The sequence below is a fragment of the Thermus hydrothermalis genome, from assembly GCF_022760925.1.
In the GTDB taxonomy this organism is placed as follows: Bacteria; Deinococcota; Deinococci; order Deinococcales; family Thermaceae; genus Thermus; species Thermus hydrothermalis.
Map to the genome: position 1 here is coordinate 43912 of NZ_JAKTNT010000008.1, position 24340 is coordinate 68251.

Consider the following 24340-nt stretch of genomic DNA (forward strand, 5'->3'; position numbering starts at 1 on the left):
GGAAAGTTTAGTCCGCCTTGGCGTCGGGGAGGAGGGTTTCCGCCTCCCGCACCCCTCGGATAAGGTAGCCCGAAAGCCCAAAGAAGACCCCCAGTCCCCCGAAGAGGAGGAGCATGAGGGCGATGCCCTCCCCCTGCCCCAAGCGGGGCCCGAAGACCCGGTCGGCCAGGGGCCCGGAAAGGACCATGGCCAAGGGGGTGGCGAACCAGGCGATCATGCGCCTGGCGGCGAAGACCTTGCCCTGGACGGCGAGGGGCACCTTGGCCTGCCAGATGGCCTGGTTGGAGCCGTTTAGGAGTGGGATAAAAAACGCCTCCAGGAAGGCCAGGGCCGCCCAGGCCCAAGGGCCCTCCACCACCCCCATGAGGGCCAAGGCCAGGCTGGAGAAGGCCATGCCCAAGAAGACCCCGTGAACGCGCCGCTTGGGACCGCCCCAAAGGGAGAGGAAAAGCCCCCCCGCCACCCCGCCCAGGCCCGAGGCGGAGCGCACCAGGGCCAAGGCGCTTTCGGAAAGCCCCGTCTTGGCCAGGACCATGGCGGGCATCACCGTGGCCGCCAAGGTGGTGAGGAAGTTGATGCCGAAGAACATGAGCTGGAGGCCGAGAAGGGGCGGCCTTTGCAGGATGAAGCGGAAGCCAAAAAGGGCCTCCCCCAGGAGGGAGGTCTTTTCCTGGGCCTGGGGTCTTGGGTTAGGGATGGGCACGAGGAGGAGGGTGGCCACCGCCGTGGCGGTTCCCAAAAGGTCCAAGGCGAAGATGCCCTCTAAGCCCAAGGGCTTGAGGAGGGCCGCCGCCAGGACCGGGGCCCCCACCCCGGCCAGGGACTCCGCCAGGCTCATCATGCCGCTTGCCCGGGCGTAGTCCTTCTTCTCCAACAGGGCGGAAAGGGCGGCGGAGAGGGCGGGCCAGTGCAGGCTGGAAAGCGCCCCGGTGAAGGCGGACGCCAGGTAAAGGTGCCCGACCTCGAGGCGGCCCAGAAGGGCCAGGAGAAGGAGCGTCCCCGTGGCCACCCCTCCCCCCAGGTCCGAGGCCAGCATGGCCCACTTCCGGGGATACCGGTCCACCAGGGCCCCCGCCAGGGGGGAGAGGAGGATGAGGGGCAGGAAGTGGAAGAAGCCCAAGAGGGAAAGGGTGGTGGCGAGGCCCGTCTTCTGGTAGGCGAAAAGGGTAAGGGCGAACCAGGTCATCTCCCGGCCCACCAGGGCCAAAGCCTGGCCCGCCCAGAGGAGGCGGAAGGCGGCGAAGCCCGCCACCTAGGCTTCGCCCCTTAGGATGGCCTCAATCCGCTCCAGGGCCTCTTGGGGCAGGTCCACCCCGGCCGCCCCCAGGCTTTCCTTGATCTGCTCGGGCCTTGTGGCCCCGGTGATGGCGCTGGAGATCCCGGGAAGCCGTAGCACCCAGGCCAGGGCCAGCTGGGTGCGGGTGAGGCCGAGCGCCTCCGCCACCTCTTTTAGCTTCAGCACCTTCTTGCGGTTCTCCTCCGTAAGGTAGCGTTCCCGGAACTGGTCGTAGCGGGCGAAGCGGCTATTCTCGGGGATGCCCTCGTCGTACTTCCCCGTGAGCATCCCTTGGGCCAAGGGGCTCCACACCACCAGGCCCAGGCCGAACCGCTCGGCCTCGGGCAGGATCTCGCCCTCCACCCGTTCCCGGTAAAGCATGGAGTACTGGGGTTGCTCCACGATGGGGGGGTGGAGGCCGTTTTCCCGGGCGAAGGCCACCGCCTCGGCGATGCGGGGGGCGGGCCATTCGGAGGTGCCCCAGTAGAGGGCGTAGCCCTTTTCCACGATGGTGTGCATGGCGTAGACGATCTCCTCCATGGGCACCTCGGGGTCGTAGCGGTGGGCGAAGAAGATGTCCACGTAGTCGGTCTTTAGCCGCTTGAGGCTTTTGGTGATGCTCTCCAGGAGGTGCTTGCGGCTTAGGCCCCGGTCGTTGGGGTCCTCGGACATGGGCCAGTAGGCCTTGGTGGAGAGGACCAGGGTGTGCCGGGGGAACTCCTTAAGCACCTCCCCCATGATCTCCTCCGCCAGGCCCCGGGCGTAGACGTCGGCGTTGTCAAAGAAGTTCACGCCCCCTTCGTAGGCGATTTTCACGATTTCTCGGACCGTTTCCCTGTCCTTGACCACGTCCCCGAAGGTCACCCAGGCCCCCAGGGAGATCTCGGACACCTTCAGGCCCCACTTGCCCAGTTTCCGGTAGCGCATCTCGCCCATGGCAAGAGGAGTTTACCCCTTGCTCCGGCTGTTGACCAGCGGGTCAGTCCCCCTCCACCTCCAAGACCCCGCCTTCTGCCTGGAAGCCAATGCGCTTGTGGGTGCCGTCGCAGAAGGGCTTGTTGGCCGAGCCCCCACAGCGGCAGAGGAAGACCCGGGGCTTTTCCAAGACCTCTTCCTTTTCCCCAACACGCACCCGGAAGCGGGTGCCCTCGAGGCGGATGGGCCCGTTTTCCACCAGTTCCAGACGCATGCTTTCATGGTACTTGAGGTCTTGGAAGGGGGGTATGGGAGCTACGGCACCTTTCTTTACCCTTGCTGTGCTAAGGTGGAGGGCAAGGAGGTTGGGGGATGGTAGAAACGCAGGAGGCGGTCATCCGGATTACCCCGCTAGCGGCGGAAAAGGCCAAGGAGATCCTGGCCCGCTACGGCAAGGAGCATGCGGCCATCCGCGTCTACATCAAGTCCGGAGGGTGCTCCGGGTTCCAGTACGGCATGGCCGTGGACGAGCGGGAGCTGGAGGGGGACACCTTCGTGGAGATGCACGGGGTGCGCCTGGTGGTGGACCCCATGTCCTTGCCCTACCTGGTGGGCTCCGAGATTGACTGGGTGGAAAGCCTCATGGGGGGCGGCTTCACCGTGAACAACCCCAACGCCGCCAGCACCTGTGGCTGCGGCCACTCCTTCCGCACCAAGGACCAGGAGGGCGAGGCCCGCACCTGCGGCCACTAAGCCTTTCGCATCGTTATTTGGGGGGCCTGGTTTCAGGCCCCTTTACCTTTACCCCATTGACCCCCAGAATGGGCGCCGTATAATGACCTCGGCCACTAAGGAGAGTGCCGCACACACGAAAGGAGGCAGTATGAGGAAACTAGGCAAACTGGCTGTACTCGGTTTAACCGCCATGGGGCTAGCCCTGGCGGGGCCCCAGGACAACAGCTTGGTCATCGGGGCTTCCCAGGAACCCCGGGTGCTGGCGGGGGACTTCCTCTCCATCATCTCCAACCAGGCCATCAAGAGCGAGATTGAGGGCTATCTCTTCGCCCCCTTCATCGGCTTTAACGCCGACAGCCAGAACTTCCCCGTTCTGGCCACCGAGGTGCCCACCCAGCAGAACGGGCGCTTGCGGGTGACGGACATCGGCGGGGGCAAGAAGCGGCTGGAGATGGACCTCACCATCCGCCCAGACGCCCGCTGGTCCGACGGCAAGCCCATCACCACCGAGGACGTGCAGTTCTACTTTGAGGTGGGCAAGGCCAAGGGGATGCCCGTCCTGAACCCCGACTACTGGGAGCGGGTAAGCCTAAAGGTAAAGGATGCCCGGAACTTCACCGTTATCTTTGAGCCCGCCTACTACTACGACACCTACGGCGGCACCTACGGCTCCCCCATCGGCTATGCTCCCAAGCACATCATGGGCGCAGAGTGGGAGAAGGTGAAGGCGGCGGCCCGCAACCTGGACCCCGACAAGGACGCGGAGAAGCTCAACGAGCTTTACCGCAACTTCTTCCTCAAGTTCTCTACGCCCCAGGCCCTGAACCGGGGGGCCATGGTGTACTCCGGGCCCTTTAAGCTCAAGCGCTGGGTGCCGGGCAACTCCGTGGAGATGGAGCGGAACCCCAACTTCCCCATCAAGCCGGAAGGTGGGGAGAGCCGCTACGTGCAGAAGGTGGTCTACCGCTTCATCCAGAACACCAACTCCCTTTTGGTGGCGGTGATCGGCGGGTCCATTGACGCTACCTCCAGCGTTTCCCTCACCTTTGACCAGGCCAGGAGCCGCCAGCTCACCTCCCGTGCCCCCGGCCGCTTTGACATCTGGTTCGTGCCCGGGGCCATCTGGGAGCACATTGACATCAACAAGTTTGAGAACTGCCAGACCGTGCGCGACCTGGGCCTGAACGACAAGCGCACCCGGCAGGCCATCCTCCACGCCCTGAACCGCGAGGGGCTGGTGAAGGCCTTCTTTGACGGGCTTCAGCCCGTGGCCCACACCTGGATTGCCCCCGTCAACCCCCTCTTCAACCCCAACGTCCGGAAGTACGAGTTTGACCTGAAGAAGGCAGAGGCCCTCCTGGCTGAGATGGGCTGGCGCAAGGGCCCGGATGGCATCCTGCAGCGCACCGTGGGCGGGCGCACCGTGCGCTTTGAGATTGAGTACGTGACCACCGCCGGCAACGCCATCCGCGAGCGCACGCAGCAGTTCTTCGCCGAGGACCTGAAGAAGATCGGCATCGCCGTCAAGATCAACAACGCTCCCTCCGCCGTGGTCTTCGCCGACGACTACACCCAGCGGGCTTCGGAGTGCAAGTGGACGGGGATGTTTGAGTTCGCCTGGGTCTCCAACCTGCAGGAGGACGGTGGCCTCTTCCAGTACAGGAACCTGAACACCGGGGCCATCATGGTGCCCACCAAGGAGAACAACTACCAGGGGCAGAACATCGGCGGCTGGCGGAACGACGAGTTTGACCGCCTCACCAGCCAGGCGGTGCTGGAGTTCGACGAGGCCAAGCGGAAGCAGCTCTTCGCCCGGGCGCAGGAGATCTGGGCCGAGGAGCTCCCCGCCCTGCCCCTCTACTTCCGCGCCAACCCCTACGTGGTGCGCCAGGGCCTCGTGAACTACGTGGCCAGCGCCTACTCCGGCGGCTACGGCTACCCCGGCTGGAACGCCTGGGAGATCGGCTGGGCCAGCCGCGGCGCCGTGAAGAAGTGGGACCAGGCGAAGTACGCGCTTTCCATCCGGTAGTCCGGGTGGTATAGTGGGGCCCGCTGGGGTTAACCCCAGCGGGCTTTTTGGTGCCATAAACGGGAGGTACAACGGTGTTTGCCTACACGGTGCGCAGGCTTTTGCAGATGATCCCTTTGCTCTTGGCGGCCAGCGTGGTGATTTACACCCTCTTGGCCCTACAGCCAGGGGACCCTTTGGAGGAACTTAGGCGGCAAAACCCCCGCATGACGGCGGAGCAGTTTGAGGCCCTGAAGCGGGCCTACGGCCTGGATAAGCCCCTCCATATTCGCTACTTCAAGTGGCTTTCCCGCGCCGTGCAGGGGGATTTGGGCTATAGCCGTACCTATGGGATCCCCGCCGCCGAGTACATCTTTGTCCAGCGCTTGCCCAAAACCCTCCTCCTCTCGGGGCTGGCCCTGACCCTGGCCCTGGTGGTGGCCATTCCCGTGGGGGTCTTCTCGGCCGTGCGTCAGTATTCCTTGGCGGACTATGTCATCACCTTCCTCTCCTTTGTGGGCTTTTCCATGCCGGTCTTCTTCCTGGGTATCCTCCTTCTCTACCTCTTTGCCATCTGGCTACCTGACCATATCCCCGGCTTTCCCCGCTTCCCCACGGGGGGTGTTCCCGGGGTGCTTTGGGAGGATGTGCGTTCGGGTGCGGTGAGCCTTTGGGGGTTTCTTGGCCAGTGGGCCTGGCACCTCGTCCTCCCCGTCATCGCCCTTTCCTCCTTGCAGATGGCCGAGTGGACCCGGTTTATGCGGGCCTCTCTCCTGGAGGTCCTCTCCCAGGACTACATCCGTACCGCCCGGGCCAAGGGGCTTTCCGAGCGGGTGGTGCTCTACAAACATGCCCTGAGGAACGCCCTCATCCCCATCGTGACCCTGGTGGGCCTGGCCATCCCGGGGGTTCTGGGCGGGGCCACCATCACCGAGACCATCTTCAGCTACCCGGGTATGGGGCGGGCCATCTTTGACGCTCTGGTGGAGAAGGACTACAACGTGGCCATGGCCGCCTTGGCCTTCTTGGCCCTAATGACCGCTCTTTTTAACCTCCTGGCGGACCTGGCCTATGCGGTGGTGGACCCCCGCATCCGCTATAGCTAGAGGTGAAACATGGCGACCGCAACCACATCCGCTAAGCCCAGGACCTTCTTTAGCCTCTTTTGGCGCCGCTTGCGGCGGCACAAGATGGCCATGGCGGGGCTGGTGGTCATCACCCTCCTCATCCTTATGGCCATTTTTGCCCCCTGGCTTGCGCCCTACGACCCCACGGCCCAGCCCACGGGGGAGGATGTGGGCCAGTACTACTTCAACCCGCCTTCCCGGGAACACCCCTTGGGCACCGATGACCTGGGGCGGGACGTCCTGTCCCGCATCATCTACGGCTCGCGCATCTCGCTCCTGGTGGGCTTTGCCGTGGCCTTCTCCAGCGTGATCCTGGGGACCATCATGGGCACGCTGGCAGGGTACTTCTCCGGGCGCCCCTTGCGGTTTTACCTAGGGCCCTTGCGCCGGGAGCGGGAGGGGTTTTATCCTTGGAGCTTCGCCCTTTGGCGGGTGGTTTCCTGGTTCCTCTACTACGGGGTGCTTTACTTGGCCCTTTCCATCGCCTGGGCCTTGGCCCAAGACGGCATCCGGGCGGGAAGCGTTGGGAGCTACCTGGGCTTTGGGCTCACCCTGGCCCTGGTGCTCTGGGCCGCCTGGTATGGGCTTAAGGGCCAGATGCGGCTGGACCTGGACGTGGCCATCAGCCGCCTCATTGACTTCATGCTCACCATCCCCACCCTGCCTTTGCTCCTGGTGCTTTCCGCCCTCCTCCGGGACCCTGGGGTCAAGGTGGGGCAGTGGGCGCAAGGGGTGTTTGGGGATGCGGCGAGCGTTTTCATCATCATCACCATCCTGGTGCTTTTCGGTTGGCTGGGCACGGCGAGGCTGGTGCGGGGGAACATCCTCTCCTTGCGGGAGCAGGACTACGCCACCGCCGCCCAGGCCCTGGGGGCCACGGACGCCCGCATCATGTTCCGCCACCTGGTGCCCAACACCTTGGCCCCCCTCATCGTCCAGGCTACCCTGCAAGTGGGTGGGGCGATCCTTACGGAGGCGGCGCTTTCCTTCCTGGGCTTTGGCATCCAGCCCCCGGTGGCCACCTGGGGCAACATGCTGACCAACGCCCAGGAGTACATCTTCACCGCCCCTTGGCTGGCCTTGCCCCCTGGCTTCATGATCTTCATCACCGTCTTGGCCTTTAACTACCTGGGGGACGGCCTGCGGGACGCCTTGGACCCGAGGAGCCGGCTTTAGGAGCCTTAGAGCTTAGGGACCGGCTAAAGCCGGTCCCTTTTACCTTCTTGGCATCAGGCGCTCTTCCGGGTAGGCCGCCTCCACGAAGTAAAGCCCTTGGGGAGGAGCCGAGGGGCCAGCGAGGCGGCGGTCTTGGGTTTCCAGGATGGCCTTTAGGCTTTCCGGGGGGCGCTTCCCCAGGCCCACCTCCAGGAGGGTGCCCACCATCCCCCGCACCTGGCCCCTGAGGAAGCTGGTGCCCCTGAAATAGAAGTGGACCTCGAGGCCCCCCTCCCCCTCCACCACAAAGACACGGGCTTCCAAGAGCTCCCTAACCCCCTCCCGCACCTCCTCCTTGGCGAAGCCCAGGAAGTTGTGCCGCCCTAGGAGGAGGGGCAGGGCTTCCTCCAGGGCCTTCAGGTCCAAGGGGCGCCGAAGCCATAGGACCCGGTGGCGCAGGAGGGGGGAGGGGTGGGGCCTTACGAGGACCCGGTAGCGGTAGGCGCGCCAAAGGGCGTCCTTGCGGGCGTGGAAGTCCTGGGCCACTTCCCTGGCGGCGAGGACCTTGAGGTCCTCCGGAAGGAGGCGGTTTAGGGCCTCGGGGACCCGTTCCACGGGGATGGAGCTGAGGAGGTCGGCGTGGAAGGGCATGGCCAAGGCGTGGACCCCAGCGTCCGTGCGGCCTGCGGCCACCGCCTTGGGAAGGGCGCCGATGGCGGCGAGGGCCTTTTCCAGCTCCCCCTGCACGGTGCGGAGGCCTTCCCTTTGCCGCTGGAGCCCGGCGAAGTGGGTTCCGTCGTACTCGGCCAGGATGAGGGTGCGGCGCACGCCTTCAGCTTAGTCCGTGCCCACGGGGGTCTTGGGGCTTTGGCCGTCCAGGGCCACCCCTTCCCCCGCCACCTTCACCGCCACCAAGTCCCCTACCCGGAAGGGGCTTTCCGGGCCTTCCTGCACCAGGACCTCCCGCTCCGGGGCCAAAAGGCGCACCCGGTAGGTGAGGTCGTGCCCCTTGAACTCCCGGGCCACCACCTGGCCCAAGGGGCCGCCTTCCTCCGGGGGGGCGAGGCGGAGGGCCTCGGGGCGTAGGGAGAGGAGCAGGGGCCCATGGGCGGGCTCGGCCAAGGGCACGGGGCCCAGGCAGGTTTCGGCGTGACGGCCTTTTCCCTCGCCCGATAGGAGGTTGGTGCGCCCCAGGAACTGGGCCACGAAGGGGGTCTTGGGCCGGAGGTAGACCTCCTCGGGGGTGCCCACCTGCAAGAGCTTTCCGTCCCGCATCACCCCCAGGCGGTCGGCGAAGGAGAGGGCTTCCTCCTGGTCGTGGGTGACCAGGAGGGCGGTGGTGCCCGTCTCTTTGAGCACCTTGCGCACCTCTTCCCGGGTGGCGGCGCGGAGGCTTGCGTCCAGGCTGGAGAAGGGCTCGTCCAGGAGGACGAGCTTGGGCCCGGGGGCCAGGGCCCGGGCCAAGGCCACCCGCTGCTGTTGCCCGCCGGAAAGCTCCCCCGGCTTGCGGTGCTGGAAGAGGGTCATGCCCACCCGCTCTAAGGCCTTCTGCGCCCTTAGAAGGCGGTCTTTCCCCTTAAGCCCGAAGGCCACGTTGCCCAAGGCGGTGAGGTGGGGGAAGAGGGCGTAGTCTTGGAAGACGAAGCCGATGCCCCGCCTTTCCGGGGGGAGGGGGGTGATGTCCTGGCCTTGGAGGACGACCCTCCCCCCGTCCGGGGTTTCCAGGCCGGCGATAACCCGGAGGAGGGTGGTCTTGCCGCAGCCCGAAGGCCCGAGCAGGGCCAGGATCTCCCCGGGGTAAAGGGCGAGGTCTATCCCCTTAAGCACCTCGTGCTCCCCGAAGCGCTTGCGGATGCCCTCTAGGGTTAAAAGCGGCGCTCGCTCCACAGCAACACCCCAACAAAGGCCGCCGAGAGGAGGACGATAAGGAGGGCGAAGGGGGCGGCCTCGGCGAACATGGCTTCTTGAGTGTAGCTGAAAACCCGGGTGGCCAGGGTGGCGTAGCCCATGGGGGCGAGGAGGAGGGTGATGGGGAGTTCCTTTACCGCCCCGATGAAGGCCAAGGCCCCTCCCGCCACCGCACCCCGCCAAAGCAGGGGAAAGGTGACGCGGAAGAAGGCCCCCGTGGGGGTCTCGCCCAGGGTTCTCGCCGCCTCCTCCAGGCGCCTCGGCACCTGGAGGAGCGCTCCCCTCACCGGGCCTAGGCTTTCCGCCAGGAAGTGGAAGGCGAGGACCAGGACCAAGAGGGGCAGGGTGCCGTAGAGGAAGGGGAGGCCTCGCAGGCTGAAGAAGATCCAGGCTAGAGCAAATGCCAGGGGCGGGATGGCGTACCCTAGGTAGGCGATGCGTTCTAACATCCGGGATAGGCCAAGGGGGTACCGCGTGGCTAGGTAAGCGATGGGCAGGGCCATGCCCACGGCCAGGAGGCTTGCGGGTAAGGCAGCAAGGGCGGAGTGGAGGAGGGCTTCGCCGACCCCATAAAGCCTTTCCATGGGAAAACGCTGGGCCAAGTAGAAGAGCACGAAGAGGGGAAAGATCAGGCCGAAAAGAAGTGGCAGGGTTAGTACGAGATAGGCTATAGGGGCAAAGATGCCTAAGTGGACGGGCTTTGCTTTTCGGCTAGCTCCTCGTCCTGTACGCCCTATGGTGAGGCGTCGGAGGAAGAGCCCTTCTAGGGCGAGTAACCCTCCTGTGAGGAGAAGGAGCATTAGGGCTAGCCAAGCAGCGTATACCCGGTCAAAAGCGGCGTTGTATTGCAGGTAGATGGCGTAGGAGAAGGTTTCGTAGCGCAACAAGCTCACGGTACCGAAGTCCCCCAGCACGTGAAGGCCCACTACGAGGTAACCCGAAAGCAGAGCGGGCAGGAGTTGGGGAAAAGCTGCCCGGAGGAAAGCTTGCCATGGTTTGAGACCAAGTGTCCGTGCAGCTTCTTCCAGCGTGGGGTCCAAACCCAAAAAGGCGGCCCGGAGGGAAAGGAAGAGATACGGATAGGTAAATAGGGAAAGGATCAGAAGCGCTCCCCAATAGCCTTCTGGGCGTGGCAAGGGAAGGAGGCTGGACGGGCCTGTGGCTGCTAAATAGACATAGGCTCCCACGTATCCCGGAATGGCCAGGGGAAGGCTAAGGAGGGTGGTGAGGAGGCGTTTTCCTTTCAGATCTGTGCGCGTGGTGAGAAAGGCCAAAGGTAGGGCGATGAGGGTGGTGAGGGCCAGGACCCCTACGAGGAGGGCTAAGGTGTTGAGGAGGAGTTCTAGGTTTTTGGGTCGGAGGACGATTTCCCTTAGGGTGTGAGGGTCGGCCTCGAGGGCTCTAAGGACCAGGTAGACGAGGGGCAGGGCCACCCCGCCCCCCGTGAGGAGGGCGGGGATTAGGAAGGGTAGGAGCCCCGAGCGGTGGGTTAGCGGATGAACGTTCAAGGTCTAGAGGATACCCAGTTCGCGCATGAGCTGCAGCGCCTGTTCCAGGGGAAGCTTCTCAAAGTCCAGGTTTGGCGTCTTCTTGAGTGCCTCTTCCAGGGGCAGGAGCCTGGGGTCAGGAACCACGTCCTGAACCACGGGGTACTCACCGATGTTGCCCACGAAGTACTGCTGTCCCTTCGGGGAGAGGAGGTAGGTGAGGAAGCGGGTGGCAGCGCTCAGGTTGCGGCTGTTGCGGTGGATGCCCGCACCCGTCACCAGGGCGAGATTCCCTACATCTCCGTCCCGGAAAGATGCCATGCCCACCTGAAAGCCTGCCCGTTGGAAGCGTACCACGTAGTAGTGGTTGGTGGAGGCGAGGTCAATTTCTCCAGCCCGGATGGCGTCCACCATGGCTACGTTAGAGGAGCCGTAGCTTTTGGGGTTAAGGGCCTTAAAAGCGGTGAGCCATTGGCGTGCTGCCTGCTCCCCATGGAGGAGGATAATGGCAGCCACCATGTCCTGGAAGCTAGAGTAGGTGGGGGTCCAACCTATCCTCCCCTGAAGACCCTTTTCCTGGACAAAGCGGGGTAGGTCTAGAAGGCTTTGAGGCAACTCCTCAGGCTTGAACTTTTGGGGGTTATAAGCCAAGACCCGAAGGCGCACGGTTACGGGTACCCACCGCTTGGAAGCGGGGATGAAGCCCACCGGCCGCTTGAGGAGGTTCTCGCTTAGAGGGCGGAGGAGGTTTAAGGCGGCAGCACGGCCTAAGGCGCCGGATGTGTTTAGCCAGACCACGTCTGCCGGAGACCGGCTCCCTTCCTCTTGGAGGGCCGCAAGGATTTGGGCGTCGGATCCGTAGCGAACCTGGACGCGGATGCCGGTTTCCCGCTGGAACTGCTGCACCAGGGGACCCACTAAGCTTTCACCCCGGCCAGAGTAAATCGTAAGGGTTTGTTGCTGAGCCAAGCCTAAACCAAGGCCTGCCAAGCCAAGGAGACCTACGAGGAAACTTCTCCGCACCATGGTTACCTCCAAAAGGAGAGGGCGCCCTCTCGGGGAACCACTCTAAGGGGGGTGAGCTATAAAGTCAAGTATTCCGGTCGGATTTTCTAAGTTTAAAAGCGATAATCACTTGCAACCAGGGAAGGACCCCCGCCAGGTCCTGCGGCCAGAAGGGGGCTTCCCCCGAGTAGACCAGGGGCACGGGGTTTCGGGTGTGCCTGGGGTGCCAGGGCTCTTCGGCGTTGCCGTGGTCCGAGGTAAGGAGAAGCTCGCCCCCTTCGGCCAGAAAGCCTTCTAGGAAGCGGGATAGCTCCCGAAAGCGCTCCCCTAACGTTTCGGGGGCGCGGTGGGCCGCCAGGTCCAAAGCCCAGTATTCCAGGACCACGAGGTCAAAGGCCCGGGACAGGCTGGCCGCCCGCGCGCCCATGCCGTAGGGATCTGCCCAGAAGGCGGGGGGAAGGGCCAAGGGGTGGCCTAAGGGGAGGAGGGGGAGGCCCGCCAGGCTTGCCGCCTGGGCGAAGGCGGAAAGGAGAAGCCGCCTCCCTTCCGTGGCCCGCCTGAGGTATTCCGGCCGGTAGGCGTTGGCGTGGAGGACCTTTAGGCCCGCCTCTTTAGCCCAGGCGTAAAGGCTTCGCCGGAGGAGGGGTCTAAGCCTGGGGCTAGGGAAGGGCCCCTGGTGGTGGCCGAGGAGCTGGGCGGCGTTGACCCCGGTGAGGAGGGTGGTCTGCCCCGTGCCCGACTGGGGGAGGCCCTCCACCCCCAAGGTGGCGTCCAGGGGCTTAGGGGAAAGCTCCAAAAGGAGGGGGAAGAGGCCTTCTAGCGCTTCCCCGAGCCCCAGGCCGTCCACGAAGAGGAAGAGCACAAGGCCAGTGTAAAGGTGCTTTGCCTTTCTATGGGCTTGGGGGATTTGGGTATTCTGGAACCGGAGGTAAAGCTATGCCGGTGCGCCAAGCGAATGCGGTATGGGAAGGCGGTCTCCGTCAGGGCAAGGGTATCATGCGGCTCCAGAGCCAGGCCTTTGAGGGGCCCTATTCCTTCCCCTCGCGCTTTGAGGAGGGGGAGGGCACGAACCCGGAAGAGCTCATCGCCGCAGCCCATGCGGGTTGCTTCTCCATGGCCTTGGCCGCCAGCCTGGAGCGGGAGGGCTTCCCCCCCAAGCGGGTTTCCACCGAGGCCCGGGTGCACCTGGAGATGGTGGAAGGAAAGCCCACCCTCACCCGGATTGAGCTCTTGACCGAGGCGGAGGTGCCCGGGATTAGTCCCGAGAAGTTCCAAGAGATCGCCCAGGCGGCCAAGGAAGGCTGCCCCGTCTCCCGGGCTCTGGCGGCGGTGAAGGAGATTACCCTTCAGGCCAGGCTGGTCTAGGCCTCCCCTTTCCAGAGGAGGCGGCCGCAGGAGGGGCAGCGGGTGAGCTGCCCCTGGATCACCTTTTGCGCCACGTGGGTGGGGAGGACCACGTTGCACCCCTCGCAGCGGAAGACCTGGCCCTGCCGGGCCATGCGCACGATCCCCATGCCCTTGCGGGCCCGGCGGATGGCCTCGTACTCCTTGAGGACGGGGGCGGGGATGCCTTGGGCCAAGGCCGCCCGTTCCTCTAGCCTGGCCTGTATTTCCGCCTTAAGGGCTTCCACCCGCACCCGATTGGCCTCCAGGAGTTCCTCCAGCCTGGGCCTAAGCTGGGCGAGCTCGGCTTCCAAGCGGGCGATCTCGGCCTCCAGGTTCTCCATGGCCTCCATGATGGGGGTGGAGAGCTCCAGGAGCTCGCGGATGCGGTCCTTGATCTGCTGGATGCGGTTCTCGTACTGGGTCTGCTCCCGGGCGCTTTGCGCTTGGCGCTGCTCGGCCTCCGCCTGCTTTTCCTTGGCGGTGAGGTCCTCTATGTCCAGGCTGTGGCGGTTGTACTCCTTCCGTAGCTCCGCCTGGCGCTCCAGCAGGTCCTCCAGTTCCCTTTCCAGGGCTTCCACCTGGGACTTTACGGAAAGCAACTCCTCGGGGAGGCTTTCCGCTTCTTGCTGGAGCCTATCTATTTCCAAATCCTTCTCTTGGAGCCCGAAGAGGGCCTTGAGCGCCTCATGTTGTCCCCTGTGGGGAGCGTCCGGCCCGTTCACGCTTCCCATTCTAACCCCGTGAGGAAGGGGTTCGTGCGGGCCTCGAGGCCCAGGGTGGTGGAGGGCCCGTGCCCCGGGTGGACCTGGGTGTCCGGGGGAAGGGCGAGAAGGCGCTTTAGGGAGGCGAAGAGGGCCTGGGGGTCGGCTCCGGGAAGGTCGTAGCGGCCGATGCTTCCCCGGAAGAGGAGGTCCCCGGAAAAGACCGCTTGGCCTTTGGGGTCCAGGAAGGCCACGTGCCCAGGGCTATGCCCGGGGAGGTGGAGGACCTGGAGGCCAAAAAGCTCCATCCCCTCCGCCAGGGGCTCCACGGGCAAGGGGGGTTTGGGGATGGCGAAGCCCCAGGCTTGCGCCGCTTCCGCCGCCCGCTCGTAAAGGGGAAGGTCCAGGGGGTGGAGGTAGACGGGTAGGCCAAAGGCGGCCACCAAGGGGGCCACGGCCCCCACGTGGTCAAAGTGGGCGTGGGTGAGGAGGATGGCCTTTGGGGCGAGGCCCGTTTGGGCGAGGAGGGCCAGGATCCTCTCGGGCTCGTCCCCCGGGTCTATGAGGACCGCCCCCTCGGGGGTTTCCACCAGGTAGGCGTTCGCCGCCAAGGGGCCTAGGACCAGGCGGTGGGCCCTCATGGTTCCGTGGGTAGCCCCTCCTGCAGCCACTCGTGCATGGAGCCCAGGTAGTTCTGGGCCCTTACCCCCAGGCTCCGCAGGACGAAGAAGGCCACGGCGCTCCGGGCCCCGGAGTGGCAGTAGACCCCCACCTCCTGCCCGGGCTCCAGGCCGAGCCGCTCTAGAAGGCCTTCAGGGTTGAGGAAGTGCTCTAGGGGAACGTTCCGGCTTCCGGGGATGCGCCCGCCCCGGGGGCAGCAGGGGGGGTGGACCTTCCCCTGATACTCCTCGGGGCTTCGCACGTCCAGGAGGAGGGGGTGGCGGGCGGCCTCGTCGGCGGTGAGGAGCCAGTCCCGCCTTAGGCGGGCCTCCACCTGGGTGCGCTCGGGTTTGGGTTCCTCCGTTTCCGTGGCGTAGGGCTCCCACCCCTCGGTCCAGAGCTCCACCTCGAGGCCCCCCAGGCCCAGGAAGAAGGCGGTGCGGCAAAGCCGGCTGGTGAGGCCCTCATCGTAGAGGACCACGGGGCTTTGGAGGCCGAGGCTTTGGAAAAGCTCGGTGAGGCCCGCCTCCAGCGCTTTCAGCTCCGCCTCCTCCCGCAGGCGGAGCCGGGGGGCGGAGAGGTCCAGGTGGCGGGCCCCCGGCAGGTGCCCCGCCTCGTAGGCGGCCCGGGGTCGGGTGTCCACCAAAACGGCGCCTTGGGGAAGCTTCATGCCCTTGATTATAGGGGACGCAAGGGTAGGCGCTTCCGGATGAGGATACTTGACAAAAGGAGGCGCAGGTGATATAAGCGTAATCGGAGGTGATGCGTATGGCCCTGGTGCGTAGGGACGCTCGCCCTCTGGAGATCACGCCCTTTAGGACCTGGGGCCCCTTCTCCCTCCTGGAAGAGGCCAACCGGCTCTTTGAGGAGGTCTTGGGCGACTTGGGCCGGCCCGCTGTGGCCTACGTGGCCCCCGCGGACCTCTACGAGACGGACGAGGCCCTGGTCCTGGAGATGGCGGTGCCGGGCCTTGCCCCCGAGGACCTGGAGGTGAGCCTCGAGGGCAACAAGCTCACCGTCCGGGGCCAGGTGAAGCCGGCCCAGGACGTGGGGGTGCGCCGCTACTACCTCCAGGAGATCCCCCACGGCTCCTTCGTGCGCACCTTTACCCTGCCCGTGGAGGTCAAGGGGGACGAGGCCAAGGCGGAGTTCCGCCACGGCATCCTCCGGCTCACCCTGCCCAAGGTGGCGGAGGCCCGGGCCAAGCGGATCCCCATCCAGGTGGTCCAGTAAGGGCCTAAAGGGCTAACCCCCAGGCTAGTCCTGGGGGTTTTTAGCTTTCAAGGCCCCTTCCAGGCGCCTTAGGGCCTCTTCCAACACCTCGGGGTAGGTGGCGAAGTTGAGGCGCACGTACCGGTCGTACCCTTCCCCGAAGCTCTCCCCGGGGTTTAGCGCCACCCGGGCCTCCTGGAGGAAAAAGGCGGCGGCCTTGGGGATTTCCGTCTTTATCCAGGCCAGGTAGGTGCCCTCAGGGGGGAAGTGCCCTAGGCCCACCCGCCTGGCCCAGGCCGCCACCCGCTCCCGGTTGGCCTTAAGGCGGGCGAGGATTTCCCGGAGCCAGGGCTCCCCTTCCCGCAAGGCCGCCTTCCAGGCGGCCATGGCCAAGACGTTGGGGAAGGTATGGGGGAGGTGGCGCTTCAGGGCCTCCACCAGGGGCTTGGGCCCCACCACGGCCCCCAGGGGTAGCCCCGCCAGGTTGTAGGCCTTGCCCGGGCCCAGGAGGGTGAGGGTGCGCTCGGGGAGGAAGCGGGCCAGGGGCACGTGGGGCCTTTCGTAGGTGAGGGGGGCGTGGAGCTCGTCGGAAACCACGATGAGGTCGTGCCTGCGGGCGATGGCGGCGAGGGCGGCAAGCTCCTCCTCGGTGAAGACCCGGCCCGTGGGGTTTTGCGGGTGGCAGAAGAGGAGGAGGCGGCTGGCGAAGGCGAGGCGCTCTAGGCCGGGAAGGTCCAGGCGGTAGCCCTCCTCCGTTTCCCGCAAGGGGTTGGCGAGAAGGGTGCGCTTCTGCTCGCGGATGGCGGCGAGGAAGGGGGGGTAGATGGGAAGCTGGGTCAAGACCCCTTGGCCAGGGGCGGTGAAGGCGGCCACGGCGGCGTAAAGCCCCACCACCACCCCGGGCATGAAGGCCACCTCCCCTTGCAGGCCCGTCTGTTCCAGGAGGAGGGCCTTGAGCTCGGGGTCCCCTTCCCGGGGCGGATAGCCCAAAAACCCCTCCGCCCGCTCCTTCAGGGCCCGCACGATGGGCTCGGCCACGGGGAAGTCCATGTCCGCAACCCACAGGGGCAACACGTCCTCGGGGTAGGCGCTCCACTTCAGGGAGTCCTTGCGGGGCGGTAGCGTCATGGGTTTATCTTACCCGGGGCCTAGGTGTGGTCCTGGACCACCTTGAGCCCCAGGGCCTTTAGCCTTTCCACCAGGGCCCGCACCGCCCCTTTCACCCCCTCGGTGATGAGGGGGCTTCCAAAGCGGCTCACCCCGGCGTAGACGCCGTGGGCGCTTGGCCGCACCTCCAGGAGGAGGTCTTGGGTGAGGTCCTCCTCCTCGAGGTGGGTGAGGACATAAAACCCCTTTTCTCCCTTTGCGGTTTCCAAAAACACCGCCACCCCGCCCGGCACCGGCACGGGGGTTTTCCCTAGCTCCAGGGCCTCGGGCAGGCTTCCTTCCAAGAGGGCGTGGGCCACAGCGTACCTCCTTATGGGGGGCCAAGGGGTGGGGTCCTCCCCCACCTTGGTGAAGACGGCGTGGAAGAAGGGGCGCCCCGCTTCCCGCCACTTGAGGGCGTACTTGGTCCTCAGGTGGGCCTCGGGGGGCGGCTTCACCTCCACCCGGTAAAGCCCCGTCTTGGCCGCCTCCTCGAGGGCGAAGCGGAAGTACGCCTCGTGGTCCGTGGTGAGGAGGAGGCTTCCCCCTTCCCGAAGCCGGGTGGAAAGCCTGCGGAAAAAGCCTTCCTGGAGAAGGCGCCTTTCCTGGTGCCGCTTCTTGGGCCAGGGGTCGGGGAAGTTCACGATGACTTCCTGCAGGCTTCCCGGGGGCACCAGGTTCCTTAGGGCGAAGGGGCCTTCCCCGTGATAAAGGCGCACGTTTTCCACACCAAAGCGGCGCATCCTCCTGTAGGCCCTGAGGACGCTCGCCGCCGAAACCTCGGCCCCCAGGACGAGCCAACCCGGACGGGCCAGGGCGTACTCCAGGGTGAAGCGCCCATCCCCAAAGCCGATCTCCAAGGCCAAGGGGCCTTCCCGCCCGAAGAGGTCCCGGGGAGCGGGCGGCCAGGTGGGGAGGAGGGCGGGGCGCACCAGCACGAGGGGGCATTATACAGGGCTTTCAAACCCCTTTCACAGGCCGGGCCTAGGGTGAGGCTAGAGGAGGTGCCCATGGCCCTATTTGGAAGCCTCAATTCCCTGCCCCTGGAGGAAATTTTGCAGATGCTTTCCCACAAGGAGGGGGCCTTGGAGATTTGGAACCTCAAGGGGATGCCCGCCACCACCCTGTACCTCAAGCCGGGCTTTATCCGCTCCGTGGACCAAAACGGCAAGCCCCTGGATCCCGTGGCGGCCAAGGCAACCCTTCAAGCCCTGCTTTCCGCCCGGGAGGGGAGCTTTGAGTTCCTGCCGGGGGCAAGGCCTTCCCACAAGGTGCGCTTAAATCTGCCCGTGGAGAAGGTGCTCTTGGGCTTTATCACCCTCCAAGACGAGCTAGAGCGGTACCGGCCATTCCTGCCCCACCCCGAGGCCCTTTTCCAGGCGGCGGGAAACTTTCCCAAGGACCCCCGTTTTAAGGAGTTCTTCTGTCAAGCCCTTCCCCACCTGGAGCGAGGCGCCTCGGCGCAGGAGCTCGCGCAAAAGCTCCAGCTACCCCTGGACCACGTGCGCCTCTACCTATATCGGCTTCAGCTTTTGGGGATGGTGGAGCGCCTTGAGGGCCAGGAAAGGGGTCAACTTGCTCGGGGCTTGATGGCCCAGCTTAGAGGCCTGTGGAACCGAAAGGGGTAGCTATGCGCCTCTTGGTGGTGGACGATGACCCGGTGCAGCGCCGCCTCCTCATGCGGGCCCTAGCCCCCTTGGAGGTGGAGGTGGTGGAGGCCAGGAATGGCCAGGAGGCCCTGGACCTTTTCAGGGATGGCTTGCCCCACGTGGTCCTCACCGACCTCCATATGCCCGTGATGGACGGGCTGGAGCTCACGCGGCGGGTCAAGTCCCAAGACCCGCTCCTTCCCGTCATCCTCCTCACCGCCGACGGCGAGCGGGAGATGCGGCTAAAGGGGATTGAGGCGGGGGCGGACGATCTCCTAAACCGGCCCGTGGACCTGGCGGAACTCCGCCTTAGGGTCAAGGGGCACCTGGAAAGACGGCGCCTCCAGGAACGCCTGGAGGACCTGGAGCGCACCCTGCTCGCCCTCATGCGGGCGGTGGAGATGAAGGACGCCTACACCGCCGGCCACAGGGAAAGGGTGGCCCGCTACGCCCTTTGGACGGCGGAGGAGCTGGGTGCCCGGGAGGAGGAGCGTAGGGACCTCTACCTGGGGGCTTTGCTGCACGATGTGGGGAAGATCGCCATTCCCGACCACATCCTGCGGGGCGGCTACACCCTCACGGAGGCGGAGTGGCGCCTTATCCGGGAGCACCCGGTGAAGGGGGACGAGATCCTGAAGCCCCTCAGGGCCTACCCCCGCCTCCGCCCCTACGTGCGCTGGCACCACGAGAAGCTGGACGGCTCCGGCTACCCGGACGGGATCACCGAGGTGCCCCCTTTGGTCCAAGCGGTGGCCGTCGCCGACATCTACGATGCCCTTACCAGCGTGCGCACCTACCGCCACCCGGCAAGGCCAGAGGAGGCCCTGGAAGCCCTGAGGAAGGAAGCGGACCAGGGCCGGCTTTCCCAGGAAGTGGTGCGGGCTTTTAGGAGCGCCCTTTTGCGAAACCGCGCCCTGCGTTAAAGCCCGTACTCCTCCCAGCGGGCCTCCACCAGGGCCTGCACCTTGGGGTCCATGCGGATCCGCTCGGGCCAGACCCGCTGGAAGCCCTCCTCGGGGAGCTTCCGGGTGCCGTCCAGGACCAGCACGGGGCCTTCCACCCCGGGCATCACCCGGGCGTCCCGCTCGGGGTCAATGTTGTTGAGCACGGCCCAAAGGAGCTCTTCCGGGGTCAGGGCGGTGTCGGCGTCTGCGAGGAGGAGGAGGCGGATGCCGGCGCTTTGGGGTGCCTTTAGGAGCCTTTCCGCCACCTCCCAGGCCTGGTGGGGCCGCCTCTTCTCCAAGGCCACCCCCCAAAGCCCCGGCCACTGCCGTTGGGCGAGGGCCTCCGGGTCCTCCGGGAGGGCGGCGTGGGCCTTGGGGGTGAAGGGCACCTCTCCTCCTTCTTCGGGGAGCTTGCGCGTGCCGTCTAGGAAGAGCTTCCCCCCGAAGGCGAAGGCGCGGGCACTATGGTCCAGGACGTCCACGGGGCCCCGGAGGAGGAGGGTGTCGCGGCCGGGGAGGGCGTGCTTTAGGGCTTCCAGGAGGGCGGCGAAGCCGGGTTTCACGGGCACCTCCCCGTCCACCGCCACAATGACCTTGGCAAACATCATCTGTCCGAGGCCCAGCATCCCGTAGGCCACCTTGTAGGCCTGGCCCGGGTACGCCTTCCTTAGGCTCACGTTCACCCAGTTGTGGGCCACTCCCTCGGGGGGCATGTGGTAGTCCACCACCTCGGGCAACACGAGGCGCAGGGCGGGGAGGAAGAGCCTTTCCGTGGCCTCAATGAGGTAGGCGTCCTCCATGGGGGGTACCCCCACGATGGTGGCGGGGTAGATGGCTCCCTTGCGGTGGGTGAGGGCGGTGACGTGGAAGCGGGGGTAAAGGTCCACGGGGGTGTAGAAGCCCGTGTGGTCGCCAAAGGGGCCTTCCTCCACCAAGGGCTCCTCCGGGTCAATGTAGCCCTCGAGGACGAACTCCGCCTCCGCCGGCACCGGGAGGTCCACCGTGACCCCCCGGGCGAGCTCCAGGGGAGCCCCCCGGAGGAAGCCCGCCAGGTGGAACTCGCTCACCCCGGGCAGAGGAGGAAGGGGGGCGGTGGCGGCGTAGGTGAGGACCGGGTCCCCCCCAAGGGCCACGGCCACCTCCAGCTTTTTCCCCATTTTTTTGGCCTTCTCCAGGTGGCGCCGGCCCACCTTGTGGAGTTGCCAGTGCATGGCGGTGCTCCTTTGGTCCAGCACCTGCATGCGGTACATGCCGAGGTTGATCTCCCCCGTCTCCGGGTCCTTGGTGATGACGAGGGGCAGGGTGAGGAAGGGCCCCCCGTCCAGGGGCCAGCACTTGAGGACGGGGAGGCGGCTTAGGTCCACCGCTTCGCCCCGATAGACCACCTCCTGCACCGGGGCGCGGCGCACCCGCCTGGGGAAAAAGCCCCTGAGGAGGGGGAGCTTGGGGAGAAGCCCCATGAGGGCGGAAAGCCCCCCCTTGCCCGGGTTCAGGGCCAGGAGGGCCTCCACCTTCTTGGCCAGCGCGTCCAGGTCCTCCACCCCCAGGGCGAAGGCCGTGCGCTCCCGGGTGCCGAAGAGGCCGATGGCCACCGGAAAGTCCTTTTCCAAAACCCGCTCAAAGAGGAGGGCAGGGCCGCCTTGCTTCACCATCCGGTCGGCGATCTCGGTGATTTCCAGCTCGGCGCTCACCGGGACCCGGATGCGCTTAAGCTCGCCCCGGGCCTCCAGGGCTTCCAGGTAGGCCCTCAGGTTCCTGAACACGCCCCTAAGCTTACCCAAAGCCCCAAGGGGCCAAAAGGGGCCTAGACCTCCAACACCCGGTGCTCCAACCGGAAGGCTTCGGGGCTTCCGTGGACCAAGACCGCCTCCAGGCGCACGGGGAGGTCGTCCCGTCCGAGGAGGTAGCGGGCGCTTTGGAGGAGGCGGGAAAGCTTCCTAGGGGTGAGGGCCTCGAGGGGGGTGCCGAAGCGGTCCGTGCGCCGTTGCTTCACCTCCACCACCACGTAAACCCCATCCTTTTCCATAAAAAGGTCCACCTCCCCGAAGGGGGTGCGGCGGTTTTGCCCAAGGAGCCGGTAGCCCTTTTGCCGGAGGTGGGCCAAGGCCGCCTCCTCCGCCCACCGCCCCTTCACGGCGCCCACTCCTGGAAGAGGACCCCGTCCAGGTAGAGCCGGAAACGGGCCTCCCCTCGCACGGGGTAGGTGCCTTCAAGCCTAAGCCCCGCTTGGCCTATCCCCTCGTAGACCACCCGTTCCCCATTTCCGTCCAAAAGGACCAGGCGCACCTCCCGTCCCTCCGCTTCCGGCGGGAGGTCTAGGGCCAAGGAAACGCTCCTTTCCGCCCCAGGGGGAGGCGAAGGGGGCAGGAGCACCTCGCCCCGGACCGCTACCCGGAGGCGCACCCCGCTCCCTTCGGGCATGGGGGTGCCGGGGGCGGGTTCTTGGGCGATCACCGTGTCCTGGGGGGCGCCGGAGGGCACCTCCTCCACCTCCACCTTGAGCCCAGCGGCGTTGAGGAGGAAGAGGGCCTCCTTGCGGGAAAGCCCCACCAGGCGGGGCAAGGGCCAGGTGGGCCCGGAGGGGGCCCCCTGGGAGAGGAGGAGCCGCACCCCGCCCCCCGGGGCCAAGGGGGTGCCGGCCGGGGGGAAGGCGGCGAGGACCGTGCCTAGGGGTTCTGGGCTCGGGAGCTCCGCTATCCCCTCCACCCGGAAGCCGAGGGCCCTAAGCCTGGCCTCCGCCTCTTCCCGCCTAAGGCCCAAAAGCTCGGGTACCGGGTTCAGCCGCGCCTGGTTGAGGGTGAGGCGCACCGTCCGGCCGGCCCTTAAGCGGGTGCCGGGCGGGGGGTCTTGGGCCAGGACCACCTCCTTGGGCTTGGTGGGGTCGTTCCCCTCTTCCACCGCGAGCGTTAGCCCGGTGTCCTTCAGGAGGAGGAAGGCTTCCCGGGCGCTTTTGCCCACCAGGTCGGGGACGGTGTACTCGGGGGGGTTGAAGTAGCGGTAGAGGCCTTGGGAGAGGAGGAAAACCCCTAGGGCGAGGAGGAAGACCCCGGGGGCCACCCCCAGGAGGCGGGGCCTTCGCCCGGGCGTGAGGGAGGAAGCCTTTTTCCCCAGGGGCCAGGGGGCGAGGTAGGCGACGCCGTCTTCCGCCATGGCCAGGTGCTCCCGGCCGAAGCCCAAGGGGGCCAGGGCCTCCAGGGCCTTCTTGGGCGGGGCCTTGCGGGAAAGGGGCTTTTCCGGGAAGAAGGCGTAGTGGCGGCCGGGTTTGGCGGAGACGTGGGCCTCGAGGAGCCCCAGCTCCATGAGGCGCCTTAGGGCCGCCCGGTAGCGGTAAAAGCGCTCCTTGTCCTCGGGGGTCTTCACGTCAAAGAAAAAGACGAGCCCGCCCTCCACCCGGTAGAGGGTGATGCCCTCCCGGCTTTCCAAGGTTTCCAGCACCGGGTAGCGGTCGTCCAAGACCATGCGCCGCCGATTATACCCCCCACTTGTCCCCGCCCCGTATACTCTAAAGGGTTATGTGGGACGTGCTTGTGGTGGGCGGTGGACCTTCGGGCCTTTCTGCGGCCCTTTTCCTGGCCCGGGCGGGCCTGAAGACCTTGGTTCTGGATGGCGGGCGCTCCCAGGTCCTCCAGGTGAGCCAGGTGCCCAACTACCCTGGGCTTCTGGACGAGCCCTCGGGAGAAGAGCTCCTCGCCCGCTTGAGGGCCCACGCCGAGCGCTACGGGGCCGAGGTGCGCCGGGGGGTGGTGAAGGGGGTCAGGGACCTGGGCGGGGTGTTTGAGGTGGAGACGGAGGAGGGCGTGGTGGAGGCGGAAAGGCTTCTCCTTTGCACCCACAAAGACCCCACCCTCCCCTCCCTCCTGGGCCTTAACCGCAAGGGCACCTTCATTGACACCGACGAGGGGGGGCGCACCAGCTACCCCCGGGTCTACGCCGCCGGGGTGGCCCGGGGCAAGGTGCCGGGCCACGCCATCGTGAGCGCCGGGGACGGGGCCTACGTGGCGGTGCACCTCATCTCCGACCTGCGGGGCGAGCCCTACAAGGACCACGCCAAGTAGGGCCTTCCCTTTCTCATCCTTCCCCCGTAGGGTGGGGAAGGTATGCTCCGGCGCCTCCTCTCCCTCACCCGCCCCCTTTACTGGTACTACGAGCGCCGCCTCCTGAAGGAGGTGAAGGGGGGGCCCATGCCCCGGCACCTGGGCCTCATCCTGGACGGGAACCGCCGCTACGCCAAGGCCTTGGGGCTTTCCCCCACCAAGGGGCACGAGTTCGGGGTGCACAAGGCCTACGAGGTCCTGGAGTGGTGCCTGGAGATGGGCATCAGGACGGTTACCGTCTGGGTCTTCTCCACGGACAACTTCAACCGCCCCCCGGAGGAGGTGGAGGAGCTCATGCGCCTCTTCGTGCGGGAGGCGGAAAGGATGGCGGAGGACCACCGGATCCTGGAGCACCAGGTGCAGGTGCGGGTGATCGGGCGGCGGGAGGGGTTTTCCGAGGAGGTGCTCAGGGCCCTTGAGCGCCTGGAGGAAAGCACCCGCCACCACCAGGGCATGGTGCTCAACATCGCCATGGGCTACGGGGGGCGGGAAGAGATTGTGGATGCGGTGAAGAGGCTTCTCCTCGAGGCCGAGGAAAAGGGGCTTAGCCCGGGCCAGGTGGCGGCCTCCCTCACCCCCGAGGAGATCGCCCAAAGGCTTTACACCGCCGGGCTTCCCGACCCCGACTTCATCATCCGCACCTCGGGGGAGATAAGGCTTTCGGGGTTTTTGCTCTGGCAGTCCGCCTACTCCGAGTTCTACTTCGCCGATGTGCTCTGGCCGGAGTTTCGCAAGATTGACTTCCTGCGCGCCCTAAGGAGCTACCAGGCCCGGGAGCGCCGGTTCGGGCGTTGACAAAATGCGGGGCTTCGTATACCCTTACAGGCAAGATGCTGGCCCGTGCGAAAAAACTCGGCCGCCGGGGGGTAGGATAGCCCTCTAAGGGTACCTTATCCCCCGGCCCGAGTTCGGGCCGGTTTTCTTTTTAGGGA

Annotated in this window: 26 protein-coding genes; 10 read left to right on the forward strand and 16 right to left on the reverse strand. The window is 66.1% G+C overall.

Features of this window, described 5'->3' with window-relative positions:
- Nucleotides 1-7: 7 nt before the first annotated feature.
- The 3 genes from L0C60_RS06660 to L0C60_RS06670 are packed head-to-tail and all read right to left on the reverse strand — an operon-like array spanning nt 8 to nt 2465.
- The gene (locus L0C60_RS06660) at nt 8-1252 is read right to left on the reverse strand and encodes an MFS transporter (protein ID WP_243092620.1); all 1245 of its coding nucleotides are present in this window, start codon (nt 1250-1252) and stop codon (nt 8-10) included.
- Nucleotides 1253-2212 carry an aldo/keto reductase family protein gene (locus L0C60_RS06665; protein WP_234506528.1) on the reverse strand — a complete coding sequence of 320 codons (960 nt, stop codon included), beginning with the start codon at nt 2210-2212 and terminating at the stop codon, nt 1253-1255.
- Between the two features lie 43 nt (nt 2213-2255).
- The gene (locus L0C60_RS06670; protein WP_234506526.1) at nt 2256-2465 is read right to left on the reverse strand and encodes a CDGSH iron-sulfur domain-containing protein; all 210 of its coding nucleotides are present in this window, start codon (nt 2463-2465) and stop codon (nt 2256-2258) included.
- 98 nt (nt 2466-2563) lie between these two features.
- On the opposite strand from L0C60_RS06670, the gene erpA reads away from it, so the two are divergent.
- The 4 genes from erpA to L0C60_RS06690 all read left to right on the forward strand — a co-directional run bounded on the left by erpA (nt 2564) and on the right by L0C60_RS06690 (nt 7237).
- Entirely contained in the window at nt 2564-2944 is a 381-nt protein-coding gene (gene erpA, locus L0C60_RS06675; protein ID WP_234506524.1) for an iron-sulfur cluster insertion protein ErpA, read from the forward strand.
- 130 nt (nt 2945-3074) lie between these two features.
- A complete protein-coding gene (locus tag L0C60_RS06680; protein WP_243092621.1) occupies nt 3075-4955 on the forward strand; it encodes a peptide ABC transporter substrate-binding protein in 1881 nt (626 codons plus the stop codon).
- 74 nt (nt 4956-5029) lie between these two features.
- Nucleotides 5030-6040 carry an ABC transporter permease gene (locus tag L0C60_RS06685; protein WP_234506518.1) on the forward strand — a complete coding sequence of 337 codons (1011 nt, stop codon included), beginning with the start codon at nt 5030-5032 and terminating at the stop codon, nt 6038-6040.
- 9 nt (nt 6041-6049) lie between these two features.
- Nucleotides 6050-7237, forward strand: a complete 1188-nt coding sequence (locus L0C60_RS06690) for an ABC transporter permease (protein ID WP_234506516.1) — start codon at nt 6050-6052, stop codon at nt 7235-7237.
- A gap of 39 nt (nt 7238-7276) precedes the next feature.
- On the opposite strand, the gene truA is transcribed toward L0C60_RS06690, so the two are convergent.
- From truA to L0C60_RS06715, 5 genes are all read right to left on the reverse strand, one after another.
- Nucleotides 7277-8044 (reverse strand): tRNA pseudouridine(38-40) synthase TruA, encoded by a 768-nt coding sequence (truA, locus tag L0C60_RS06695; RefSeq protein ID WP_234506512.1) that lies wholly within the window; start codon nt 8042-8044, stop codon nt 7277-7279.
- Between the two features lie 9 nt (nt 8045-8053).
- Complete coding sequence (locus L0C60_RS06700) at nt 8054-9103, reverse strand: ABC transporter ATP-binding protein (RefSeq protein ID WP_234506509.1); 1050 nt, start codon at nt 9101-9103, stop codon at nt 8054-8056.
- Nucleotides 9082-10632: an ABC transporter permease gene (locus L0C60_RS06705; protein WP_243092622.1), complete on the reverse strand. Its 1551-nt coding sequence runs from the start codon at nt 10630-10632 to the stop codon at nt 9082-9084. Before L0C60_RS06705 ends, L0C60_RS06700 begins: the two co-directional genes overlap by 22 nt.
- A 3-nt stretch (nt 10633-10635) precedes the next feature.
- Nucleotides 10636-11637: an iron ABC transporter substrate-binding protein gene (locus L0C60_RS06710; RefSeq protein WP_234506504.1), complete on the reverse strand. Its 1002-nt coding sequence runs from the start codon at nt 11635-11637 to the stop codon at nt 10636-10638.
- Nucleotides 11638-11701: 64 nt separating this feature from the next.
- The gene (locus L0C60_RS06715; protein WP_234506501.1) at nt 11702-12478 is read right to left on the reverse strand and encodes a metalloenzyme; all 777 of its coding nucleotides are present in this window, start codon (nt 12476-12478) and stop codon (nt 11702-11704) included.
- A 74-nt stretch (nt 12479-12552) separates the two neighbouring features.
- Here L0C60_RS06715 and L0C60_RS06720 point away from each other — a divergent pair, with 74 nt between their 5' ends.
- Complete coding sequence (locus L0C60_RS06720; RefSeq protein WP_234506498.1) at nt 12553-12981, forward strand: OsmC family protein; 429 nt, start codon at nt 12553-12555, stop codon at nt 12979-12981.
- On the opposite strand, the gene L0C60_RS06725 is transcribed toward L0C60_RS06720, so the two are convergent.
- From L0C60_RS06725 to L0C60_RS06735, 3 genes are read right to left on the reverse strand one after another with little or no spacing between them, the layout of a single operon-like run.
- On the reverse strand, nt 12978-13733 hold the full coding sequence (locus L0C60_RS06725) for a zinc ribbon domain-containing protein (RefSeq protein WP_234506495.1): 756 nt from the start codon (nt 13731-13733) through the stop codon (nt 12978-12980). The two genes, L0C60_RS06720 and L0C60_RS06725, sit on opposite strands and share 4 nt — an antisense overlap.
- Nucleotides 13721-14344: an MBL fold metallo-hydrolase gene (locus tag L0C60_RS06730; protein ID WP_234506492.1), complete on the reverse strand. Its 624-nt coding sequence runs from the start codon at nt 14342-14344 to the stop codon at nt 13721-13723. The genes L0C60_RS06725 and L0C60_RS06730 overlap by 13 nt, the downstream gene beginning before the upstream one ends.
- A complete protein-coding gene (locus tag L0C60_RS06735) occupies nt 14341-15033 on the reverse strand; it encodes a sulfurtransferase (protein WP_234506489.1) in 693 nt (230 codons plus the stop codon). Before L0C60_RS06735 ends, L0C60_RS06730 begins: the two co-directional genes overlap by 4 nt.
- Before the next feature lie 98 nt (nt 15034-15131).
- On the opposite strand from L0C60_RS06735, the gene L0C60_RS06740 reads away from it, so the two are divergent.
- On the forward strand, nt 15132-15596 hold the full coding sequence (locus L0C60_RS06740; protein WP_234506486.1) for an Hsp20/alpha crystallin family protein: 465 nt from the start codon (nt 15132-15134) through the stop codon (nt 15594-15596).
- A 24-nt stretch (nt 15597-15620) separates the two neighbouring features.
- Here the strand turns inward: L0C60_RS06740 and L0C60_RS06745 are convergent, their stop codons facing one another.
- Together L0C60_RS06745 and trmB are read right to left on the reverse strand one after the other, a co-directional pair.
- Complete coding sequence (locus L0C60_RS06745; RefSeq protein ID WP_234506483.1) at nt 15621-16703, reverse strand: cystathionine beta-lyase; 1083 nt, start codon at nt 16701-16703, stop codon at nt 15621-15623.
- A gap of 20 nt (nt 16704-16723) precedes the next feature.
- Entirely contained in the window at nt 16724-17659 is a 936-nt protein-coding gene (gene trmB, locus L0C60_RS06750) for a tRNA (guanosine(46)-N7)-methyltransferase TrmB (protein WP_234506481.1), read from the reverse strand.
- A gap of 72 nt (nt 17660-17731) precedes the next feature.
- On the opposite strand from trmB, the gene L0C60_RS06755 reads away from it, so the two are divergent.
- Entirely contained in the window at nt 17732-18349 is a 618-nt protein-coding gene (locus L0C60_RS06755; RefSeq protein ID WP_234506478.1) for a DUF4388 domain-containing protein, read from the forward strand.
- Between the two features lie 2 nt (nt 18350-18351).
- On the forward strand, nt 18352-19293 hold the full coding sequence (locus tag L0C60_RS06760; protein ID WP_234506475.1) for an HD-GYP domain-containing protein: 942 nt from the start codon (nt 18352-18354) through the stop codon (nt 19291-19293).
- On the opposite strand, the gene L0C60_RS06765 is transcribed toward L0C60_RS06760, so the two are convergent.
- Genes L0C60_RS06765 through L0C60_RS06775 form a run of 3 tightly spaced genes read right to left on the reverse strand, consistent with a single transcriptional unit; the run spans nt 19290 to nt 22773 of the window.
- Entirely contained in the window at nt 19290-21077 is a 1788-nt protein-coding gene (locus L0C60_RS06765) for a menaquinone biosynthesis decarboxylase (RefSeq protein WP_234506473.1), read from the reverse strand. The genes L0C60_RS06760 and L0C60_RS06765 overlap by 4 nt on opposite strands.
- 41 nt (nt 21078-21118) lie before the next feature.
- Nucleotides 21119-21457, reverse strand: coding sequence for a YraN family protein (locus tag L0C60_RS06770; protein ID WP_234506470.1), 339 nt, complete (start codon nt 21455-21457; stop codon nt 21119-21121).
- Nucleotides 21445-22773, reverse strand: a complete 1329-nt coding sequence (locus L0C60_RS06775; protein WP_234506467.1) for a PASTA domain-containing protein — start codon at nt 22771-22773, stop codon at nt 21445-21447. Before L0C60_RS06775 ends, L0C60_RS06770 begins: the two co-directional genes overlap by 13 nt.
- Before the next feature lie 53 nt (nt 22774-22826).
- Here L0C60_RS06775 and L0C60_RS06780 point away from each other — a divergent pair, with 53 nt between their 5' ends.
- Nucleotides 22827-23369: an FAD-dependent oxidoreductase gene (locus tag L0C60_RS06780; RefSeq protein ID WP_234506464.1), complete on the forward strand. Its 543-nt coding sequence runs from the start codon at nt 22827-22829 to the stop codon at nt 23367-23369.
- Between the two features lie 42 nt (nt 23370-23411).
- Nucleotides 23412-24203 (forward strand): isoprenyl transferase, encoded by a 792-nt coding sequence (locus L0C60_RS06785; RefSeq protein ID WP_234506461.1) that lies wholly within the window; start codon nt 23412-23414, stop codon nt 24201-24203.
- Nucleotides 24204-24340: the final 137 nt, after the last annotated feature.

What these genes read in the sequence shown, in the direction of transcription:
- L0C60_RS06665 (WP_234506528.1), bottom strand. Translation starts at nt 2,212, where the DNA reads ATGGGCGAGATGCGCTACCGGAAACTGGGCAAGTGGGGCCTGAAGGTG.
- L0C60_RS06670 (WP_234506526.1), bottom strand. Translation starts at nt 2,465, where the DNA reads ATGCGTCTGGAACTGGTGGAAAACGGGCCCATCCGCCTCGAGGGCACC.
- erpA (WP_234506524.1), top strand. Translation starts at nt 2,564, where the DNA reads ATGGTAGAAACGCAGGAGGCGGTCATCCGGATTACCCCGCTAGCGGCG.
- L0C60_RS06680 (WP_243092621.1), top strand. Translation starts at nt 3,075, where the DNA reads ATGAGGAAACTAGGCAAACTGGCTGTACTCGGTTTAACCGCCATGGGG.
- L0C60_RS06690 (WP_234506516.1), top strand. Translation starts at nt 6,050, where the DNA reads ATGGCGACCGCAACCACATCCGCTAAGCCCAGGACCTTCTTTAGCCTC.
- L0C60_RS06710 (WP_234506504.1), bottom strand. Translation starts at nt 11,637, where the DNA reads ATGGTGCGGAGAAGTTTCCTCGTAGGTCTCCTTGGCTTGGCAGGCCTT.
- L0C60_RS06720 (WP_234506498.1), top strand. Translation starts at nt 12,553, where the DNA reads ATGCCGGTGCGCCAAGCGAATGCGGTATGGGAAGGCGGTCTCCGTCAG.
- L0C60_RS06725 (WP_234506495.1), bottom strand. Translation starts at nt 13,733, where the DNA reads ATGGGAAGCGTGAACGGGCCGGACGCTCCCCACAGGGGACAACATGAG.
- L0C60_RS06730 (WP_234506492.1), bottom strand. Translation starts at nt 14,344, where the DNA reads ATGAGGGCCCACCGCCTGGTCCTAGGCCCCTTGGCGGCGAACGCCTAC.
- L0C60_RS06735 (WP_234506489.1), bottom strand. Translation starts at nt 15,033, where the DNA reads ATGAAGCTTCCCCAAGGCGCCGTTTTGGTGGACACCCGACCCCGGGCC.
- L0C60_RS06740 (WP_234506486.1), top strand. Translation starts at nt 15,132, where the DNA reads ATGGCCCTGGTGCGTAGGGACGCTCGCCCTCTGGAGATCACGCCCTTT.
- L0C60_RS06745 (WP_234506483.1), bottom strand. Translation starts at nt 16,703, where the DNA reads ATGACGCTACCGCCCCGCAAGGACTCCCTGAAGTGGAGCGCCTACCCC.
- L0C60_RS06755 (WP_234506478.1), top strand. Translation starts at nt 17,732, where the DNA reads ATGGCCCTATTTGGAAGCCTCAATTCCCTGCCCCTGGAGGAAATTTTG.
- L0C60_RS06760 (WP_234506475.1), top strand. Translation starts at nt 18,352, where the DNA reads ATGCGCCTCTTGGTGGTGGACGATGACCCGGTGCAGCGCCGCCTCCTC.
- L0C60_RS06775 (WP_234506467.1), bottom strand. Translation starts at nt 22,773, where the DNA reads ATGGTCTTGGACGACCGCTACCCGGTGCTGGAAACCTTGGAAAGCCGG.
- L0C60_RS06780 (WP_234506464.1), top strand. Translation starts at nt 22,827, where the DNA reads ATGTGGGACGTGCTTGTGGTGGGCGGTGGACCTTCGGGCCTTTCTGCG.
- L0C60_RS06785 (WP_234506461.1), top strand. Translation starts at nt 23,412, where the DNA reads ATGCTCCGGCGCCTCCTCTCCCTCACCCGCCCCCTTTACTGGTACTAC.